At 44.3% G+C, this 17,223-nt stretch carries 26 protein-coding genes; all 26 read left to right on the top strand.

Translation table 11 applies throughout. From position 1 onward, the window contains the following. A partial coding sequence (tuf, locus tag PHE24_04020) for an elongation factor Tu (protein MDD4902280.1) occupies nt 1-1,135 on the top strand: 1,135 nt, incomplete at its 5' end. A gap of 139 nt (nt 1,136-1,274) precedes the next feature. Then, complete coding sequence (gene rpsJ, locus PHE24_04015; GenBank protein MDD4902279.1) at nt 1,275-1,640, top strand: 30S ribosomal protein S10; 366 nt, start codon at nt 1,275-1,277, stop codon at nt 1,638-1,640. A 512-nt stretch (nt 1,641-2,152) separates the two neighbouring features. Then, a complete protein-coding gene (gene rplC / locus PHE24_04010; GenBank protein MDD4902278.1) occupies nt 2,153-2,863 on the top strand; it encodes a 50S ribosomal protein L3 in 711 nt (236 codons plus the stop codon). A 40-nt stretch (nt 2,864-2,903) separates the two neighbouring features. Then, the gene (rplD, locus tag PHE24_04005; GenBank protein ID MDD4902277.1) at nt 2,904-3,662 is read left to right on the top strand and encodes a 50S ribosomal protein L4; all 759 of its coding nucleotides are present in this window, start codon (nt 2,904-2,906) and stop codon (nt 3,660-3,662) included. 99 nt (nt 3,663-3,761) lie between these two features. Then, complete coding sequence (gene rplW / locus PHE24_04000; protein ID MDD4902276.1) at nt 3,762-4,283, top strand: 50S ribosomal protein L23; 522 nt, start codon at nt 3,762-3,764, stop codon at nt 4,281-4,283. A gap of 102 nt (nt 4,284-4,385) precedes the next feature. Continuing rightward, a complete protein-coding gene (gene rplB, locus PHE24_03995) occupies nt 4,386-5,228 on the top strand; it encodes a 50S ribosomal protein L2 (protein ID MDD4902275.1) in 843 nt (280 codons plus the stop codon). A 102-nt stretch (nt 5,229-5,330) separates the two neighbouring features. After that, complete coding sequence (gene rpsS / locus PHE24_03990) at nt 5,331-5,690, top strand: 30S ribosomal protein S19 (GenBank protein MDD4902274.1); 360 nt, start codon at nt 5,331-5,333, stop codon at nt 5,688-5,690. A gap of 134 nt (nt 5,691-5,824) precedes the next feature. Beyond that, the gene (rplV, locus tag PHE24_03985; GenBank protein MDD4902273.1) at nt 5,825-6,364 is read left to right on the top strand and encodes a 50S ribosomal protein L22; all 540 of its coding nucleotides are present in this window, start codon (nt 5,825-5,827) and stop codon (nt 6,362-6,364) included. 157 nt (nt 6,365-6,521) lie between these two features. Further along, complete coding sequence (gene rpsC / locus PHE24_03980; GenBank protein ID MDD4902272.1) at nt 6,522-7,217, top strand: 30S ribosomal protein S3; 696 nt, start codon at nt 6,522-6,524, stop codon at nt 7,215-7,217. A gap of 123 nt (nt 7,218-7,340) precedes the next feature. Continuing rightward, entirely contained in the window at nt 7,341-7,751 is a 411-nt protein-coding gene (rplP, locus tag PHE24_03975) for a 50S ribosomal protein L16 (GenBank protein MDD4902271.1), read from the top strand. A gap of 114 nt (nt 7,752-7,865) precedes the next feature. After that, nucleotides 7,866-8,069, top strand: coding sequence for a 50S ribosomal protein L29 (gene rpmC / locus PHE24_03970; GenBank protein MDD4902270.1), 204 nt, complete (start codon nt 7,866-7,868; stop codon nt 8,067-8,069). A 105-nt stretch (nt 8,070-8,174) separates the two neighbouring features. Further along, nucleotides 8,175-8,423 carry a 30S ribosomal protein S17 gene (rpsQ, locus tag PHE24_03965; GenBank protein MDD4902269.1) on the top strand — a complete coding sequence of 83 codons (249 nt, stop codon included), beginning with the start codon at nt 8,175-8,177 and terminating at the stop codon, nt 8,421-8,423. A 111-nt stretch (nt 8,424-8,534) separates the two neighbouring features. Further along, nucleotides 8,535-8,906 carry a 50S ribosomal protein L14 gene (gene rplN, locus PHE24_03960; GenBank protein MDD4902268.1) on the top strand — a complete coding sequence of 124 codons (372 nt, stop codon included), beginning with the start codon at nt 8,535-8,537 and terminating at the stop codon, nt 8,904-8,906. A 139-nt stretch (nt 8,907-9,045) separates the two neighbouring features. Then, the gene (gene rplX / locus PHE24_03955) at nt 9,046-9,381 is read left to right on the top strand and encodes a 50S ribosomal protein L24 (protein ID MDD4902267.1); all 336 of its coding nucleotides are present in this window, start codon (nt 9,046-9,048) and stop codon (nt 9,379-9,381) included. Between the two features lie 105 nt (nt 9,382-9,486). Next, on the top strand, nt 9,487-10,026 hold the full coding sequence (rplE, locus tag PHE24_03950; GenBank protein MDD4902266.1) for a 50S ribosomal protein L5: 540 nt from the start codon (nt 9,487-9,489) through the stop codon (nt 10,024-10,026). A gap of 108 nt (nt 10,027-10,134) precedes the next feature. Further along, nucleotides 10,135-10,320, top strand: a complete 186-nt coding sequence (locus PHE24_03945; protein ID MDD4902265.1) for a type Z 30S ribosomal protein S14 — start codon at nt 10,135-10,137, stop codon at nt 10,318-10,320. Between the two features lie 125 nt (nt 10,321-10,445). Continuing rightward, nucleotides 10,446-10,862, top strand: a complete 417-nt coding sequence (gene rpsH / locus PHE24_03940; GenBank protein ID MDD4902264.1) for a 30S ribosomal protein S8 — start codon at nt 10,446-10,448, stop codon at nt 10,860-10,862. A 111-nt stretch (nt 10,863-10,973) separates the two neighbouring features. Beyond that, nucleotides 10,974-11,519 (top strand): 50S ribosomal protein L6, encoded by a 546-nt coding sequence (gene rplF, locus PHE24_03935; GenBank protein MDD4902263.1) that lies wholly within the window; start codon nt 10,974-10,976, stop codon nt 11,517-11,519. Between the two features lie 33 nt (nt 11,520-11,552). Then, nucleotides 11,553-11,909 carry a 50S ribosomal protein L18 gene (gene rplR / locus PHE24_03930; GenBank protein MDD4902262.1) on the top strand — a complete coding sequence of 119 codons (357 nt, stop codon included), beginning with the start codon at nt 11,553-11,555 and terminating at the stop codon, nt 11,907-11,909. 89 nt (nt 11,910-11,998) lie between these two features. Continuing rightward, nucleotides 11,999-12,691 (top strand): 30S ribosomal protein S5, encoded by a 693-nt coding sequence (gene rpsE / locus PHE24_03925; protein ID MDD4902261.1) that lies wholly within the window; start codon nt 11,999-12,001, stop codon nt 12,689-12,691. A 42-nt stretch (nt 12,692-12,733) separates the two neighbouring features. Then, complete coding sequence (gene rplO, locus PHE24_03920; GenBank protein ID MDD4902260.1) at nt 12,734-13,150, top strand: 50S ribosomal protein L15; 417 nt, start codon at nt 12,734-12,736, stop codon at nt 13,148-13,150. Nucleotides 13,151-13,241: 91 nt separating this feature from the next. Continuing rightward, nucleotides 13,242-14,501 (top strand): preprotein translocase subunit SecY, encoded by a 1,260-nt coding sequence (secY, locus tag PHE24_03915; GenBank protein MDD4902259.1) that lies wholly within the window; start codon nt 13,242-13,244, stop codon nt 14,499-14,501. 139 nt (nt 14,502-14,640) lie between these two features. Next, nucleotides 14,641-14,934 carry a hypothetical protein gene (locus PHE24_03910; GenBank protein ID MDD4902258.1) on the top strand — a complete coding sequence of 98 codons (294 nt, stop codon included), beginning with the start codon at nt 14,641-14,643 and terminating at the stop codon, nt 14,932-14,934. Between the two features lie 3 nt (nt 14,935-14,937). After that, nucleotides 14,938-15,330, top strand: a complete 393-nt coding sequence (locus PHE24_03905; protein MDD4902257.1) for a hypothetical protein — start codon at nt 14,938-14,940, stop codon at nt 15,328-15,330. 139 nt (nt 15,331-15,469) lie between these two features. Next, entirely contained in the window at nt 15,470-16,114 is a 645-nt protein-coding gene (locus PHE24_03900) for a nucleoside monophosphate kinase (GenBank protein MDD4902256.1), read from the top strand. Nucleotides 16,115-16,299: 185 nt separating this feature from the next. After that, nucleotides 16,300-17,127 (top strand): M24 family metallopeptidase, encoded by an 828-nt coding sequence (locus PHE24_03895; GenBank protein ID MDD4902255.1) that lies wholly within the window; start codon nt 16,300-16,302, stop codon nt 17,125-17,127. Nucleotides 17,128-17,223 lie beyond the last annotated feature (96 nt).

Here is a 17,223-nt window from a genome sequence, read left to right as displayed (position 1 = left end):
CCACGTTGACCACGGCAAGACAACTTTAACCGCGGCGATTCTGGCGGTTTTGACCGCGAAGGGTTTTACCACTTCGCACAAAACCGTTGACCAGATCGACTCGGCTCCGGAAGAAAAAGCCCGCGGCATCACCATTAACACGGCGCACGTCGAGTATGAATCTGAAACCAGGCATTATGCTCACGTCGATTGCCCGGGTCATGCCGATTATGTGAAGAACATGATCACCGGCGCCGCCCAGATGGATGGCGCGATCTTGGTAGTGGCCGCGACCGACGGTCCGATGCCGCAAACCCGAGAACATATCCTTTTGGCCCGCCAGGTCGGCGTGCCTTACATCGTCGTTTTCCTGAACAAGTGCGACATGGTTGAGGACAAAGAATTGATCGACTTGGTCGAGGAAGAGATCCGCGATCTCCTGAAACAATATGAGTTCCCGGGCGACACCACTCCGATCATCCGCGGTTCGGCGCTGAAAGCTTTGGAAAATCCGACCGGCGAATGGGGAGAAAAAGTTTTTGAACTGGTAAAGACTTTGGATACTTATATCCCGGAACCCAAAAGAGACGTGGACAAACCGTTCCTGATGCCGATCGAAGACATCTTCTCAATCGAAGGCCGCGGCACGGTCGTGACCGGCAGGATCGACAGGGGCACAATCCATATCAACGAAGATATCGAGATCGTCGGTTTGGGTGAAACCCAGAAAACGGTGGTCACCGGCATTGAAATGTTCAACAAGTCGTTAGACGAAGGCCGGGCGGGCGATAACGCCGGCATTCTCTTGCGCGGCACCAAGAAAGAAGAAGTCGAGCGCGGCATGGTTTTGGCCAAACCGGGTTCAATCACTCCGCACACTGAATTTGAAGCCGAAGTCTATGTCTTGACCAAGGAAGAAGGCGGACGCCATAAACCGTTTTTCAAAGGCTATAAGCCGCAATTTTACATCAGAACCACGGACGTGACCGGTGAAGTAGAATTGAACGCCGGAACTGAAATGGTGATGCCGGGTGATACGGCCAGCTTGAAGATCAAGCTGATCGCTCCGGTCGCCTTGGAAGAAAAAATGAAATTTGCCATTCGCGAAGGCGGCAAAACCGTGGGCGCGGGCAACGTTTCGAAAATCATTAAGTAAGTGAATTTTTATCCCTCCTCAAATTTTTGGGGAGGGAGGCTAAATCCATTTAAAAAAGAACAAAGAACAAAAGAACAAAGAACAAGACTAAAACAAAATGCTCTTTGCTCCCTGTTCTTTGCTCGATGATATTAATTACATGTCTGAACCCAAAGCTAAAAAAGTGACGAAAAAAGCGGTTGAAGCGGAACAAGAAGTCAAACAGAAGATCCGCATCAAGATCAAAGCGTTTGATCATAAAATAATCGATAAGTCCACCAAGACGATCATTGATACCGTGGAAAAAAGCAATGCCAAGATTTTTGGGCCCATTCCTTTGCCGACCGAAAAAATCAAATATACGGTTAACCGCGCGACCTTTGTGAACAAGGACGCCCGGGATCAGTATGAAATGCGCGTCCACAAAAGATTGATCGACATTGTCGAACCGACCGCCAAAACCGTCGAGGATCTGACCAATTTGAATCTTCCGGCCGGCGTGGATGTGGAAATTAAAATGGTCTAGGTTAGTTGATTAGTTAATTGGTTAATTAGTTGTGGTAAAAAAATATTTTAAACTAATTAATTTTTTGCCGATAAATTATCAAGTAAGTTTTTTATAGATACATACGTCAAGGATTATTATTTATTCAACTCCCCGAAGTTAAGAAGTTAGCTAGTGATTTAGCTGAATATCTGAAGGGGTTATTCAGATTGTAAACTAAGTGACTAATTAACTAATCAACTAATTCCGGGGAAAGTGTTTAAATGATAGTAAATGACTAATTGAGGAGAAAATATCAACAAACGTTAGCACAAAATTGAATATTGACTAATTTTCGATAATAAGTTATCATTATCTTAGTCATTTTTTGTGAAATTGACCATTTGTTGAAAGGTCAATTTTTGTTTTAGAAAGAACATAAAACAAAGAGCATAGAGCACGGGACAAAGAGCAACTTATTTTAAAATGTTCTTTGTTCGATGTTCTTTGCTCTTTCTGTCAGTAAGTACGGAACAAATTAAGTTAACTAGAATATGAAGTTTATTATCGGTAAGAAAATTGAGATGACCCAGCTTTGGCAGGGAGAAAATGTCGCGGGCGTGACTGCTGTTCAGGCCGGGCCTTGTTATGTCACCCAAGTTAAAACAACCGAAAAGGACGGCTATCAGGCAGTTCAGCTTGGTTTTGGCGGAAAGAAAGAAAAGAATACCAACAAGCCGCAAATCGGTCATTTGAAAAATATTAAAACCAAAGGGATTGATGATAATTTTGCTTGGTTGCGCGAATTCAGAGTTGACGCTAAGTCGGCCTTGGAGATTGGCGACAAAATCGACGTCGGCGCTTTTGCCATCGGCGATAAGGTCGCCGCGACTGGCGTTTCCAAAGGCCGCGGTTTCCAGGGCGTAGTCAAAAGACACGGTTTTTCCGGCGGCCGCAAATCGCACGGCAATAAGGATCAATTGAGAATGCCCGGTTCTACCGGCGCGACCGGCGCGGGCCACGTTTTCAAGGGCACCAAGAAACCGGGACGGATGGGCACGGAAACGGTCACCACCAAAAATTTGGAAATTATTGAAATTGATAAGGAAAAAAATATTTTATACATCAAGGGCGGAATTGCCGGAGCTAGAAATGGGTTAGTGTTGATTGAAGGCGCGGGAGATATTGTCGCCAGCAAACCCGCTGTTGCCGTTAAAGAAGAAATTAAGCCGGCCGAAGCTGCGGCGGAGGCAGAAAAAAAGTAAAAAGTAATAAGTAAAAAGTAAAAAATTTGTTTTTCAAGATATGGCGATAAAGTTAAACGTCTACAATCAAAACGGCGAAGCTAAGGGACAGAAGGAAGTCTCTGACGCGATTTTTGCCGTTAAATCCAATCCGGGATTGATCAATGAAGCGGTTACCGCCCAGATGGCTAATGAGCGCCAGGTTTTGGCGCATACCAAGACCAGAAGCGAAGTGAGAGGCGGCGGCAAGAAACCGTGGCGCCAGAAAGGAACCGGCCGGGCCAGAGTCGGCTCGAGCCGTTCTCCGCTCTGGAAAGGCGGCGGCATAATTTTCGGCCCCAATTCCGACCGCAATTTTTCCAAGAAGATCAATAAGAAAGCCAAGCGCAAAGCGATGTTTATGGTTTTGTCCGACCGAGCGGCTAATAACGGCTTGGCGATTGTGGAAAAATTAACCCTGGATGATTATAAAACAAAAGTGATGGATGGAATTTTAAATAATTGGGAAGAAAAAATTTTTAAGAATTTTACGATCGCGGAAAAAAAGAAATCCGCCTCCGTTAAAGCTTCCCCCTCCGCTACGGCTACGGGGGACAAGCCTGCGGACAAGTCCAAGGTCAAAAAAACAAGAAGCACCGGAAGAAGCATTCTTTTTATCAACGATGCCAGGGACTTGAAAGTCGTCAATTCGGGAAGAAATTTGGCCGGCGTAAAAATGTTAAATCTGGAAAATATCAATATCGTTGATTTGCTGAGCCATAAAAATATTATATTCACTGATAAGGCGATAGATAAGCTGGAAAAAACGTACAAGAAGTAAAGAAATTTGAAATTAGAAATTGGAAATTAGGCGAGAAAATAACTTTAATCTAAATTTCAAATTTCAAATCTCAAATTTCCAATTTCAATTTTCGTAAATATGTCTATTTTTGGAAAAAATAAAATCGAAGAAAATAAAAAAGGCGAAGAAAAATCGGCCAAGGTTGTTAGTGCCAAGAAAGCGAAACCCCCCTTTGCTAAAGCTTCGGCGGACAAGCCGGAGGCAAAAAAATCCATGAAGGATCTTTATGGCGGCGCGAGTAAAGAAAAAGTGACTGCTCCAGTCGCGGCTAAAGCGGAAGGAAAACCAGAAGTCGTAAAAAGCGCTTCGACTGAATCCAATGCTTATCGCGTACTGTTGCGCCCGTTAGTTACGGAGAAAGCCAGCCATATGGGAGTGATCAATAAATATATCTTTGAAGTTGATTATAATTGCAATAAGATCGAGGTAGCCAAGGCGATCGAAGCCACCTATGGCATTAAGCCGCTGAAAGTTAACATGATCAAGCTGGCCGGAAAAGTTATGCGCCGGGGAAGAACGGAAGGACGGAGAAAAAATTGGAAGAAGGCGATCGTTACCTTGCCGGCCGGAAAAACGATCCAGATCTACGAAGGAATATAGATTAGGAAATTAGAAATTGGAAATTAGAAATTAGGCGCTTAAAAGATTGTTCGTGAATTTTTTACCTAATTTCAAATTTCCAATTTCAAATATTATTTTCGTATGGGTATCAGAAACGTAAAACAGAATACTGCGGCGAGAAGAGAATTGAATTTTGATGATTTTGCCGATATCACTTCGACTACGCCGGAGAAAAGTTTGTTATTGGCGAAGAAATCCACCGGCGGCCGCAATTTCCAGGGTAAGATAACCGTTAGGCATAAAGGCGGCGGCGTGAAGCGCGCGATTCGTATCGTTGATTATAAAAGAGATAAATTCGATGTGCCGGCGGTCGTGAAGACGATTGAATACGATCCGGGCCGCGGCGCGAGAATCGCTCTGCTTTGGTACGCTGATGGCGAAAAGAGATATATTGTCGCTCCGATCGGAATGAATGTCGGCGATAAAATTTTAAGTTCCCAGAAAGAAATTGAGATAAAAACCGGCAATTGCCTGCCGATCAAATTCATTCCGGCCGGCGTAGCCGTTTCCGGCGTGGAAATTTTTCCGGGCCAGGGCGCCAAGGTCGCGCGCGGCGCGGGAAACGCGGTTTTTGTCATGGGCGTGGAAGGGGAGTTCGCGCAGTTAAGAATGCCGTCGAGCGAAATCCGCCAGGTCAATAAAGAATGTCTTTGCACTGTCGGCCAGGTCAGCAATCCCGATCATATGAATATCGTTATTGGCGCGGCCGGCCGCCAGAGAAGATTGGGCATCCGCCCGACCGTCCGCGGCACCGCGATGAATCCCAACGATCACCCGCATGGCGGCGGTGAAGGCAAACAGCCGATCGGTTTGAAGCATCCGAAAACTCCTTGGGGCAAACCGGCTCTGGGCGTGCCGACGAGAAGGAAGAAATATTCAGACAATCTAATTATTCACCGCAGAAAGAAGAGAATAGAAAAATAATAGAACAAAGAACATAAGAACATAGAACATAAGAGCAGGGTGAAAATCGGAAATTTATCTGAAGCACCATGTTCCATGCTCTTTGCTCTATGCTCCAATGATATGTCGAGAAGCTTAAAAAAGGGACCGTACGTCAACCCCAGAATAATCAAGAAGATCAAGAATCTTAAGCCCGGTGATAAAACCGTGATCAAGGTTTGGGATCGGGCTTGCACTATCACTCCGGAAATGGTGGGATTTACGATTGGCGTGCATAACGGCAAACAGCATATCCCGGTCTATATTATTGAAAATATGGTCGGCCATCGTTTGGGCGAATTTTCTCTGACGAGAAAATTTGTCGTTCACGGCGGCAAGATGGCTAAGATTGAAGCGATGGAAGAAGCGGAAGCGGGCAAACCGGCGGCAGCTCCGGCGGCAGCGGCCCCGGCTAAAGCGCCGGCGGCGGGAGGGAAAAAATAAACATCTAAAAGTTCTATAAATCAACAATTGCAGGTAATACTAATTTATACGAATACATACTAATATAACGAATTAGTTCTTAATAAGTATTCGCAATTAGTATATATTCGTATAAATTAGTATTATATTCCGATATGGAAATCAAGGTTAAACTAAAATTTTTGAAAATGTCTTCGAAGAAGCTGCGCTTGGTGGCCAATCTTATTCGCGGCGCCGAAGCCAATTCGGCTTTGAATCAATTGAGATTTGCCAATAAAAAAGCGGCTGAACCGATCGCCAAGCTGCTTAAGTCGGGGATCGCAACCGCGGCAAATGATTTTGCGTTGGATAAAAATAATTTGTTTGTTAAGGAAATAAAAATTGATGAAGGCGGGATGTTAAAGCGCTGGACCCCCAAGGCTCACGGCAGCGCCACGCCGATCCGAAGAAGATTAAGTCATATTAACATAACTTTGGGCGAGCTTAAAGCTTCGGGCGTTACCGCGGCCAAGGCGAAAGAAGTGGAAGCTCCGATCAGTCTCGAGGAAATGGTTAAAGAAGGGGAAAAGGCGGCTAAAAAAGACAGTGGAAAAGATATTAAGAAAGAATCGGCCGGGAAGGATTTAAAGAAAGAAGGCGCCTCCAAGAAGGGTTTTGTCAATAAAATGTTCCAGCGCAAAAGCGGAAATGGATAAAGAACTGAAATTAGAAATTAGAAATTTGAAATTAAAAAAATCACGACAGAAAATACAAATTTCCAATTTCCAATTTCAAATATCTTGCTGAAAATATCGAAACATCCATCTTTCGTAAAATTATATATTTAAAAAGAAAGAATGAATTTAGAAAAATATGGGCAAGAAGATAAATCCAAAAATATTCCGAATAGGCATTAATCGAACTTGGCCGTCCGTCTGGTTTGCGACGGGTCAGGACTATATTAAAAATACCAGGCAAGATGTGCAAACGAGAAGATTTTTAATGAACGAATTGAAGGAAGCCGGCGTTGATAATGTCAAAATCGAAAGAGGCGTTAAGAAAATTTCTTTCGACATTACCGCTTCCAAACCCGGAGTTATAATCGGCCGCGGCGGCAACGGCATTGAAGAATTGAAGAAGAAAGTTCATAATAAATACTTGAAAAATTTTCGCTTGAAAGAAATCAACATCAATATCAAAGAATGTGATCGCCCCAATTTAAGTTCGCAGATCGTAATGCAATCGATCATCGCCGATATCGAGAAGAGAATGCCTTTCAAGCGGACGATGAAGCAAGCTATTTCCCGGGTGGAAAAAGCCGGCGGCTTGGGAGTCAAGGTGGTGGTGTCCGGACGTTTGAATGGCGCGGAAATCGCCCGCGAAGAAAAATTAGTTTCCGGAAAGATCCCATTACAGACGCTTCGAGCCGATATTGATTATTCCCGCGGCGCGGCCAAGACCACTTATGGAACCATCGGCGTGAAGGTGTGGATATATAAAGGTGAAGTTTTTGAAAAAGATCTTAAGAATAAAGACGGCAAGGGAGAGATTTTAGGGAGAAGAAAATAAATATCAAAACTATTCGTAGATTAGGATACAATTCGTAGATTTGGATTATAATCTGATAATAATTAATTTCAGGTGATAATCCAAATCTACGAATGACATCCAAATCTACAAATTACATAAGGTATGTTGATGCCCAGAAAAACAAAATATCGCAAGTCCCATAAGGGCGCGAGAGGCGGCAAAGCCACCAGCGGCCTGAGGGTTAGTTTTGGGAGTTATGGCCTTAAGTCTTTGGAAAATTGCTGGGTAACGGCGAGACAGATCGAAGCAGCCCGCCGCGTGTTGACCAGATATATCAAGAAAGGCGGCAGAATTTTTTGCCGGATCTTTCCGGCCAAGCCGGTCACGGCCAAGGGCGGCGAACTGCCGATGGGTAAAGGCAAGGGTTCGGTCGATCATTATGTTTGTAATGTTAAGCCGGGGATGGTGATGTTCGAGATTGAAGGCGTTACCGAGGCGGAAGCCAAGGAAGGAATGAAATTTGCCGGCGATAAATTGCCGGTTACCTCGCGGTTCGTTAAAGCGAATGAATAAAAAAATATGATGCGAATCCGCTAATGGGCGCGAATGCCGCTAATGAATGCTAATAGGTTATTCGCATTGATTCGCAGCATTCGCATCAATTTGCGGATTAGCATCAATTACAATATGGAGTTTAAAGAATTAGCCAAAAAAACTGAAAAGGAATTGCAGGCGATCTTAGCCGAGTATCGGGAAAAATTAAGATCAGCCCGTTTTAAGGATGCCAATAAACAATTAAAAAACGTCCGCGAGATCAGAGTGGCGAGAAGCGTTATCGCCAATGTTTTGACTTTGCTTAATTTGAACAAGAAAACAATAAATCATTCGTAGATTTGAGCAGATTTGTAAATTTGAATTTTGAATCAAAAGTAATTAGTTTGGATCCGAAATTCAAATCTACAAATGACATTCAAATCAACAAATATATATAATCGTATGAATAAAGATAAAAAAATCAGCAAAAGAAAGTTTGTCGGAACAGTTACCAGCGATAAGATGGATAAAACCATCTCGGTCCAAGTGATCACCCACAAGCGCGACCAAAAATATAAAAAGAATTATTTCATCTCCAAAAAATATAAGGTTCACGATGAAAATAATCAGTACAAGGAAGGGGATAAGGTTGAATTTATCGAATGTCGCCCGTTAAGTAAAGACAAAAAGTGGCGAGTTTTATCTAAATAAACATGATGCGAATCCGCTAATGAGCGCGAATGCCGCAAATGAATGCTAATAAATTATTCGCATTGATTCGCAGCATTCGCGACTAATTCGCGTCATTCGCATCAGATTAATATGATTCAGGTTGGGACACAATTAAGGGTAGCTGACAATACCGGCGCCAAATTGGCCGAGTGTATTCATGTTGTCGGAACTTACGGCAAAAGATATGCCACGGTCGGCGATATTATAACTTGCGCGGTCAAGGAAGCGATTCCGCACGCGCCGGTTAAGAAAAGCGACGTCGTCAAGGCGGTTGTTGTCAGAACTAAAAAAGAGATCAAGAGAAAAGACGGCACTTGTCTGCGTTTTGACGAGAATGCTTGTGTTATCGTTGATGCGGATAAAGGCGAACCCAAGGGAACGAGAATTTTCGGTCCTATTGCCCGCGAAGTCAGAAGAAAGGGTTTTGCCAAGATCGCCTCTTTGGCTCCTGAAGTTTTATAAATTATCACAGGTAATGCTAATGTCATACGAATACATACTAATATAACGAATGCTTGTTAAATAATTATTCGTCATATTAGTATGTATTCGTGGATTAGTATTACAATAAAAATTACTATATCCCGTTAACGAATATCGTATGAAAATAAAGAAGAATGACAAAGTGAGAATAATGGCCGGCAAAGACAAGGGCAAGGAAGGAAAAGTCCTGCAAATCTTTGTTGACACCAATAAAGCCAGTATTGAGGGGTTGAATCTTTTGATCAAGCATTTGCGTCCGAGAAAACAAGGCGAGAAAGGGCAGAGAATTGAATTTCCCGCTCCGCTGTCGATCACTAATTTGGCTTTGCTTTGTCCGAATTGCGGCAAGGCCACCAGGGTCGGCTATCAGTTCATCGAAGAAACGGTTGGCGAAGGGAAAAAGATCAAGAAAAAAGTGAGAATTTGCAAGAAGTGTAATAAATCAATTGAATAGATTACGTCATATAAACTGTTCTCTGTTCCTTGTTTCTTGTTCTTTCTTAAAAGAACAGAGAACAAAGAGCAAAGAACAAATCAATTTAAAGAATTTCAAACATTTATGCGATTGAAAGAATACTACAAAAAAGAAATCCTGCCGGAATTAAAAAAACGGTTGAACATCGGGAATGATCTGGCCGCGCCTCGATTGGCAAAGGTCGTAATTAACGTTGGCTTCGGACGCAGTGTTAAAGATAAGGAATTGATCAAGATCGTGGAAGAGAATCTGACGATCATTGCCGGGCAGAAACCGATGTTGAATAAAGCCAAAAAAGCCGTTTCTGCTTTTAAGATCAAAGAAGGAATGATTATTGGCGCGTCGGTTACTTTGCGCGGTAAAAGAATGTACGATTTCGTGGAAAGGCTGGTTAATGTCTATTTGCCCCGCGTCCGCGATTTTCGCGGAGTTGATCCAAAATCGATTGATCGCAATGGCGGATTGACTATCGGTTTCAAGGACATTATGCCTTTTGCCGAAATTGAAGTCAGGGATTTGGAAAAACTGCACGGCTTGGAGATTTGTCTGGCGACAACCGCTAAAAACGCGCAAGCAGGATTGGAATTATTCAGATTATTGAAATTCCCTTTGAGAAAAGAATAAAACAGTTATCATTTATTAATTTTTAAAGAAAAAAATAGTTCTGAAAACCCACCCCGCCGCTCATTTCAATCGCGGCACCCCTCCCAAGAGGGGATTAAATTCAAGGATATGGCTCGAACAGCATTAATAGTCAAAGCGAAAAGAAAACCGAAATTTTCCACCCGGAAGATCAGACGGTGCTGGCGCTGCGGCCGCAATCACGGCTATATGCGTGATTTTGAATTGTGCCGCATTTGCTTTCGCGAGTTGGCTGAAAAGGGAGAATTGCCGGGAATAAAAAGAGCCTCGTGGTAGGCGGGTAAAATACATAATATATTTATAACTGCTCTTTGTTCTTTGATCTTTGTTCGGTTGTTTTTTCGAAAGAACAGAGAGCAAAGAGCAAAGAACAATAACAGAATCATTTTTTTCAAACACATATGACCGATCCAATAGGAGATATGCTAACAAGAATCAGGAACGCGGCCGCTGCCGGAATTAGCGAGCTCTCTTTGCCGTCGAGCAAGATCAAGCAAGAGATCGCTAAGATACTGGAAAGCGAGAACTGGATTCAGAAGTTCGAGATTCTTGGCGCCGAAAACGCCAAAGCCAAAGCTGATGGAGCCTTCAAGGAATTGAAGATAGTTTTGAAATATAAGAAAAGCGGCCGTCCGGCGATCAGCTCGATTCAGCGGGTCAGCAAACCGGGTTTGCGCGTTTATGCCGGCAAAGATAAGATGCCGGTGGTTTTGAACGGCATGGGCACGGCTATTGTTTCCACCTCCCGGGGCTTGATGACCGCCAAAGAAGCCAAGAAACAGAAGATCGGCGGAGAAGTGCTTTGCGAAATCTATTAAGAATTGAAGAATAATTATTTAAATAGTGGTTTAATCCCCAATTTCTGAAAACCCACCCCGCCGCTCATTTCAATCGCGGCACCCCTCCCGAGAGGGGATTAAAATAAATGTATGTCCCGTTTAGGAAAATTACCAATTAAGATCCCGGCTGACGTTCAAGTGAAGATTGAAGGCGATTTAGTGACCGTGAAAGGCCCGAAGGGCGAACTGAAAAGAAAATTGATTCCGCAGATTGCCGTAAAAGCGGAGAATGGCGAAATTTACGTCAGTATCATTAACCCTAAAAATAAAAGAGAAAATGCGCTCTGGGGCCTGTATTGGAATTTGATCAGAAATATGGTGATTGGCGTCAAAGACGGCTTCGAGAAAAAATTGGAAATCAACGGCGTTGGTTTCAAGGTTCAAGGCTCGGGCAAAAAATTAACTTTTGAAGTCGGTTATTCCCATCCGGTCGTTTTCGAATTGCCGGCCGCGATTGACGCAAAAGTCGAGGAAAATGTCATTACGGTGAGCAGCGCGGACAAGGAATTGCTGGGGGAGATCGCCAATCAGATCAGAAATATCAAAAAACCCGAACCTTACAAGGGTAAGGGGATTAAATATGTCGATGAAGTGATCAGGAGAAAGGAAGGCAAGGCGGCAGTAAAGAGCGAATAATTGAAGTAAGAAGTTAGAAGTAAGAATAAATTTATGAATAGACAGATAGTGAGACAAACAAAGAGAATCAGACGGCATGCGAGAATTCGCGCCAAGATCGAAGGCACGGCGGAGTGCCCGCGTTTTTCGGTTTTTCGTTCCAATCGCGGCATGTTTTTACAGTTGATCGACGATGAAGCTGGTAAAACTTTGGTTAGTGCGGGAGTCCGGGAAATTAAAATCAAAAAATTGAACAAGATCGAGATGGCGGCTGAATTGGGTAAACTTTTGGCCAAGAAAGCCGTCGCCAAGAAAATCAGCCAAGTAGTTTTTGATAAGAGTTTTTATAAGTTTCACGGCCGGATCAAGGCGGCGGCCGAGGCGGCGAGAGCGGGAGGATTAAAGTTTTAGTAATTTAAATAAAACTGATCTTTGCTCTTTGATCTATGATCTTAATTAAAAAGAGCAAAGAGCATGGAACATAGAACAAAATTATTTATATGATAACAGAAGATAAGAAAATAGAAGAGGTCCCGGAAGCGGTTGCTATCGAACCGGAAGCGATCGTCCCTGAAGAGGTTGAAGAAATCGTCGGGCCGGCCGCACCGTTAGAAGTAAAAGGTCCGGCAGGCAAGGGGATTGCGGTGGAAAAAGGAAAGGGCTCGCGAAAAACCTTCGGTTTTAAGAAGGGCGGCTTGAAATTGGAAAAAAGAGACGAATTTGACGAGAGAATTTTGGATATTGCCCGGGTGACGCGCGTTATGGCCGGCGGCAAAAGAATGCGTTTCCGCGTTTGCGTGGCGATCGGCGATCATAAGGGCAAGATCGGCACCGGCGTGGGCAAGGGCGCGGACGTTACCGCGGCCGTAAAGAAAGCGGTCAATCAAGCCAGAAAAGAAATTATCGACGTACCCTTGGTTAATGATACTATTCCGCACCAGGTGTATAATAAGTATTGCGCCGCCAAGATCCTGTTCAAGCCGGCCGCCAAAGGCAAGGGCGTTATCGCCGGCGGCGTGGTGAGAATTATTTTGGAATTGGCCGGAGTCAAGAATATCACTTCCAAGATCCTGGGTTCCAAAAGCAAATTAAGTAATGCGGCCTGCACGATTGAAGCTTTGAAGAGCTTGAAGAGAGTTGAAAATAATAATAAGACTGAAAATAAGAAGGCAGAAGTAATAAGTAAAAAGTAAAAAATTTGGGAAATTCCATATTCCAAATTCCATATTCCAAATATGTTATCTCTTAATAATATTAAAGCTAAAAGGGGGCAGAAAAAGATCAAGCGCGTGGGCAGGGGCAATGGTTCCGGCCACGGCACTTATTGTTGCAAGGGGCAGAAGGGCCAGAATTCCCGTTCCGGCGTGACCGGTTTAAAGCGCTTGGGTATGCGCCCGCATATTTTACAGACGCCGAAGATCGGCGGCTTCCGCTCGCTCGCGCCGAAAAATCAAGTGGTTAAGGTCGCGGTAATCAATAAAAATTTCAAGGACGGCGAGACGGTCTCGGTGGCGACTTTGTTTGCCAAAGGTTTGATTGCTGACGCGCAAAAGCCCGTGAAAGTTTTAGGTAAGGAGAAATTGGAAGTGAAGATTGAATTCGACAAAGCGATAAAGCTCAATCAATCGATTGCGGCTGGACTTAAAAAGTAGTATTGGATATTTAGAACATAGAGCAAAGAACAAAGAGCAGTTCTGAATCGACTTCATGCTCTATGCTCTATGCTCTCATGCTCCATGATCTATGTGGGATAAAGTTGAGAAAATTTGGAAAGCCCGCGATTTGAGGAACAATATTCTTTTTGTTTTGGGTTTATTGGCGATTTATCGTTTTGTCGCGCATATTCCGATTCCCGGCGTTGACGTGGCTGCCATGCAAAATTTATTTTCTTCCAGCCAGGCCCTGGGACTTTTGAATTTATTTTCCGGCGGAGGAATGAGCAATTTTTCCGTAGTTTTGATGGGCGTTGGCCCTTATATCACTTCCTCGATTATTTTCCAGCTTTTGGCCATGATCGTCCCGTCATTGGAAGAAATGCAGAAAGACGAGGTTGGCCGCCAGAAGATTACGATGTGGACCCGCTGGCTGACCGTTCCTTTAGCCATGCTCCAATCTTATGGCATGGTTGCCATGCTACGGCAATATTTGGGAGATGTCAGCGCTTTTGATATTCTTTCGATCATGCTGGTAACCTCTTCCGGCACTATTTTTTTGATGTGGCTTGGCGAGTTGATCAGCGAGAAAAAGATCGGCAATGGCATCTCGATGATGATCTTTGCCGGTATCGTCGCCGACTTGCCCCAAAGCGTAATGCAGACTTTCAGCGTTTACGACCCTTCCAAACTTTTCACTATTTTAGCTTTTGTGATTGTGGCCGTGATCACCGTCATCGGCATTGTTATTATCAACGAGGGCCAGCGAAATATTCCGGTCCAGCATGCCCGCCAGATCCGCGGCAACCGGACTTTCGGCGGCACCACCACTCATTTGCCGCTTCGCGTTAATATGGGCGGCGTCATCCCGATCATCTTCGCTATTTCCGTGATCCTTTTCCCGCAAATGATCGCGCAATTTTTTGTTAAGGCTCGGACCGAATGGATTGCTAATTTTGCCGAATGGATCATTCAAGCTTGGAACAACCAGCTGATCTACGGCATTATGTATTTTGTTTTGGTTTTTGCTTTCACCTATTTTTATACCGAAGTTATTTTCCATCCGGACCGGATCGCCGAAAATTTACAGAAGCAGGGGGCTTTTATCCCCGGGATTCGCCCGGGATTGCATACGCAGGAATATCTGGCTAATACGACTTATAAGATAATTTTAGTCGGCGCCTTATTTTTGGGCTTGATCGCCGTCTTGCCCCTGATCATCAAAGCCTTCACTAATATCGGTTCACTGGCGATCGGCGGTACCAGCATTTTGATCGTGGTCGCCGTAGTGATCGATATGGTCAAACAGATCGAAGCGCAGTTGACGATGCGGGAGTACGAAGGAATGTAGGATATTGGTATGAAGTATAAAATATTTAGTATAAAGCCCCTTGGGGGCTTTTTTGTCGGGTGATTTTGTGCTATGATTAGACAGTAAGTCATAATATTTCAATTGATAATTAGCATTGTCAATTGAGTGTTTTAATTTTATGGATACTGCCCGATTGCCTGGTCCGGGCCCGGATTTCAGGCTTAATGACCCCCACCTCGGTTTTAGGCACAAGTTAACCGAGATCACCTTTAAGTCCGAATATAAAAACATCAGGAATGATATCGACCTGATCGTTGACGCTCTCGATCCTTACGAAGAGGTCATCCGTCGAGGCGGATTGGATCATTCGGCCAGGTTTCATATTTGGGAAAAGATCAGAACAGGCGATCGGAGCTTGACTCATTGGGATATGGAATTGGTAATGAAAATTTTAGAGCATTTAAGCGGTTAATCTATGTTTAGTCCGGCAAAAAAAATAGCCAAAGAGGGAAAGCCGCTGACCTATCGGGAGAAAGTTGAGGCCGAAAAAATGGCTGAGCAAAAAAAGAAAATAAATATTTTTCTCACCCGTCGTTCCGGAGAAGAAGGTGTGACCGGTTATCGAACTTCCCGCTCGGCTTTTGCCGGCGGCGAAGTGGAGAGCCGTTCCCGCGTTTCTTTGGTGGGCGGAACCACCGAAGGCGAAGTCGGCCGGGCGGCGGTTGGCAAAGTTAGAAGCAAACTCGGTTTTGCCAAGGGGAGGTACGGTTCGGCCAGGACCGGTTTCGCCAAGAAAAGCGATTATGCCTCGGCGGCTGGTACGCCGGGAATCAAACCTCCAGCTAAACCTTTGGGTTTTGGCAGATAATTTATTAATTCTTCCCGAGGCAAGCTCGGGATGCCGACTTTACGTCGGCATAATTTTTAAATCTTAATTTGATAAATATCAGTTAATGATTTTTTAAGCAATGAACATGAAAAAGAGGAAGAAGATGATATTAATTTTTATGGGTCCTCCCGGGTCGGGCAAGGGAACGCAAACCGATAAATTAGCCGAACGGTTGAAAATTCCGGCTATTTCCGGGGGCGAGTTATTGCGCCTGGAAATAAAAAATAAAACCAAGATCGGAAAAGCGATCAAGAAAAAAATGGATCAAGGGAGTTTGGTGTCCGATGAGTTAATGAGAGGAGTGATGGAAAAACGGCTGCGCCAGCCTGACACTAAAAAAGGTTTTATTCTTGACGGTTTCCCCCGGCACTTTAAACAGATCCGCATCCTGGAAGAAATTTTGCGCGAATTTCATGAAGGAGAAAAAGATGTGCTGGTTTTTTATATCTATATCAGCGCGCAAGAAGCGAGAAAACGCCTGGGCAAGCGCCGAGTCTGTTACGCTTGCGGCCGGACCTATCATCTTGGAGTAAATCCTCCGCGCGAGAAGGGGGTCTGCGATTCTTGCGGCCATAAAATTGAGCGCCGTCCTGACGATGAGCCAAAGTCGATTTCCCGCCGCTTGCGTAATTTTCACCGCGAGAATGATCCGGTTTTGAATTATTTTTCCTCGAGGAATATGTTATTTCGGATAAACGGCGAGCAGAATATCGCTAAAGTTGAAAAAGATATCCTAAGCAATCTGGATAAAGTGCGGCGTTAAACTTCACGGATTTTTAAAATTTGAAAGTATGGCAGGGGTTATTAGTCGCTTAGTTAATTAGGTACTTAGTTGTATCGCAACGAAGTTCACGGATAATAATGAAGCTTATCTATTTTTAAACTAAGTAACTAATTAACTAATTACCCGATTAAGTATCTTAAAATCGCAAAGACTTTTTTAAATTAATGATTACCATCAAGACTAAAGATGAAATAATCGTGCTTCGGGCCGGCGGCAAGATATTGTCCCGAATTTTGCGCCGGATCGCCGCCGAAGTCAAACCCGGAGTCAGCACGGAAAAATTGGAAAATTTGGCCTGCGAATTAATCGACTCCGCCGGCGGCCGGCCTTCGTTTAAAAATTATGAAGTGGCTAACGGCCGGTTTTTTCCGACCGCCTTATGCGCCTCGATCAATAACGAGATTGTGCACGGGCTGCCGATCCCGGGGCGCATACTCAAAGAAGGCGATATTATTGGCCTGGATTTGGGCATGGAATATCCGGTTGGAGGCCGCGCGGCCGAGAAAATTAAGGCCAAAAACCGTTATTCGGCCTTGGGCGGTTTTTACACGGACATGACCTTAACGGTTCCGGTCGGCAAGATCGGCAAGAACGCCAAAAGATTGATCGAGGTTACCAAAAAAGCCTTGGAAATCGCCATTGAAGAAGCCAAGCCGGGCGGAACTTTGAACAAGCTGGGCATTGCCGTGCAAAATTTTGTGGAGAAAGCCGGTTTCTCGGTGGTTCGCGATCTGGTCGGACACGGCGTCGGCCATCAGGTTCATGAAGAGCCGGAAGTTTTCAATTATGAATTTGTTTCCTATGGCATCCGCGACACGGAATTGCGGCCGGGCATGGTGATCGCCATCGAGCCGATGGTGAATATGGGCCGCGCCGACACTAAAAGCGGTCCGGATGGCTTTTCCATTGTCACGGCCGATAATTCGCTCTCGGCGCATTTCGAGCATACCGTGGCGATCACGGAGAAGGGGAATATTGTTATCACCGAATAATTTTTTTGTCATCCTGAGGAATCCGCCTTGGCGGATAACGAAGGATCTATTATCCGAGAAATTCAATTTTTTTCTTTAGAAATTTTTGTCGATAAA

The sequence above is a fragment of the Patescibacteria group bacterium genome, from assembly GCA_028707065.1.
Lineage (GTDB): Bacteria > Patescibacteriota > Patescibacteriia > Patescibacteriales > WJLG01 > JAQTUZ01.
Note: the sequence above shows the minus strand (reverse complement) of the source record. Positions and strands in the feature narration are given on the sequence as shown.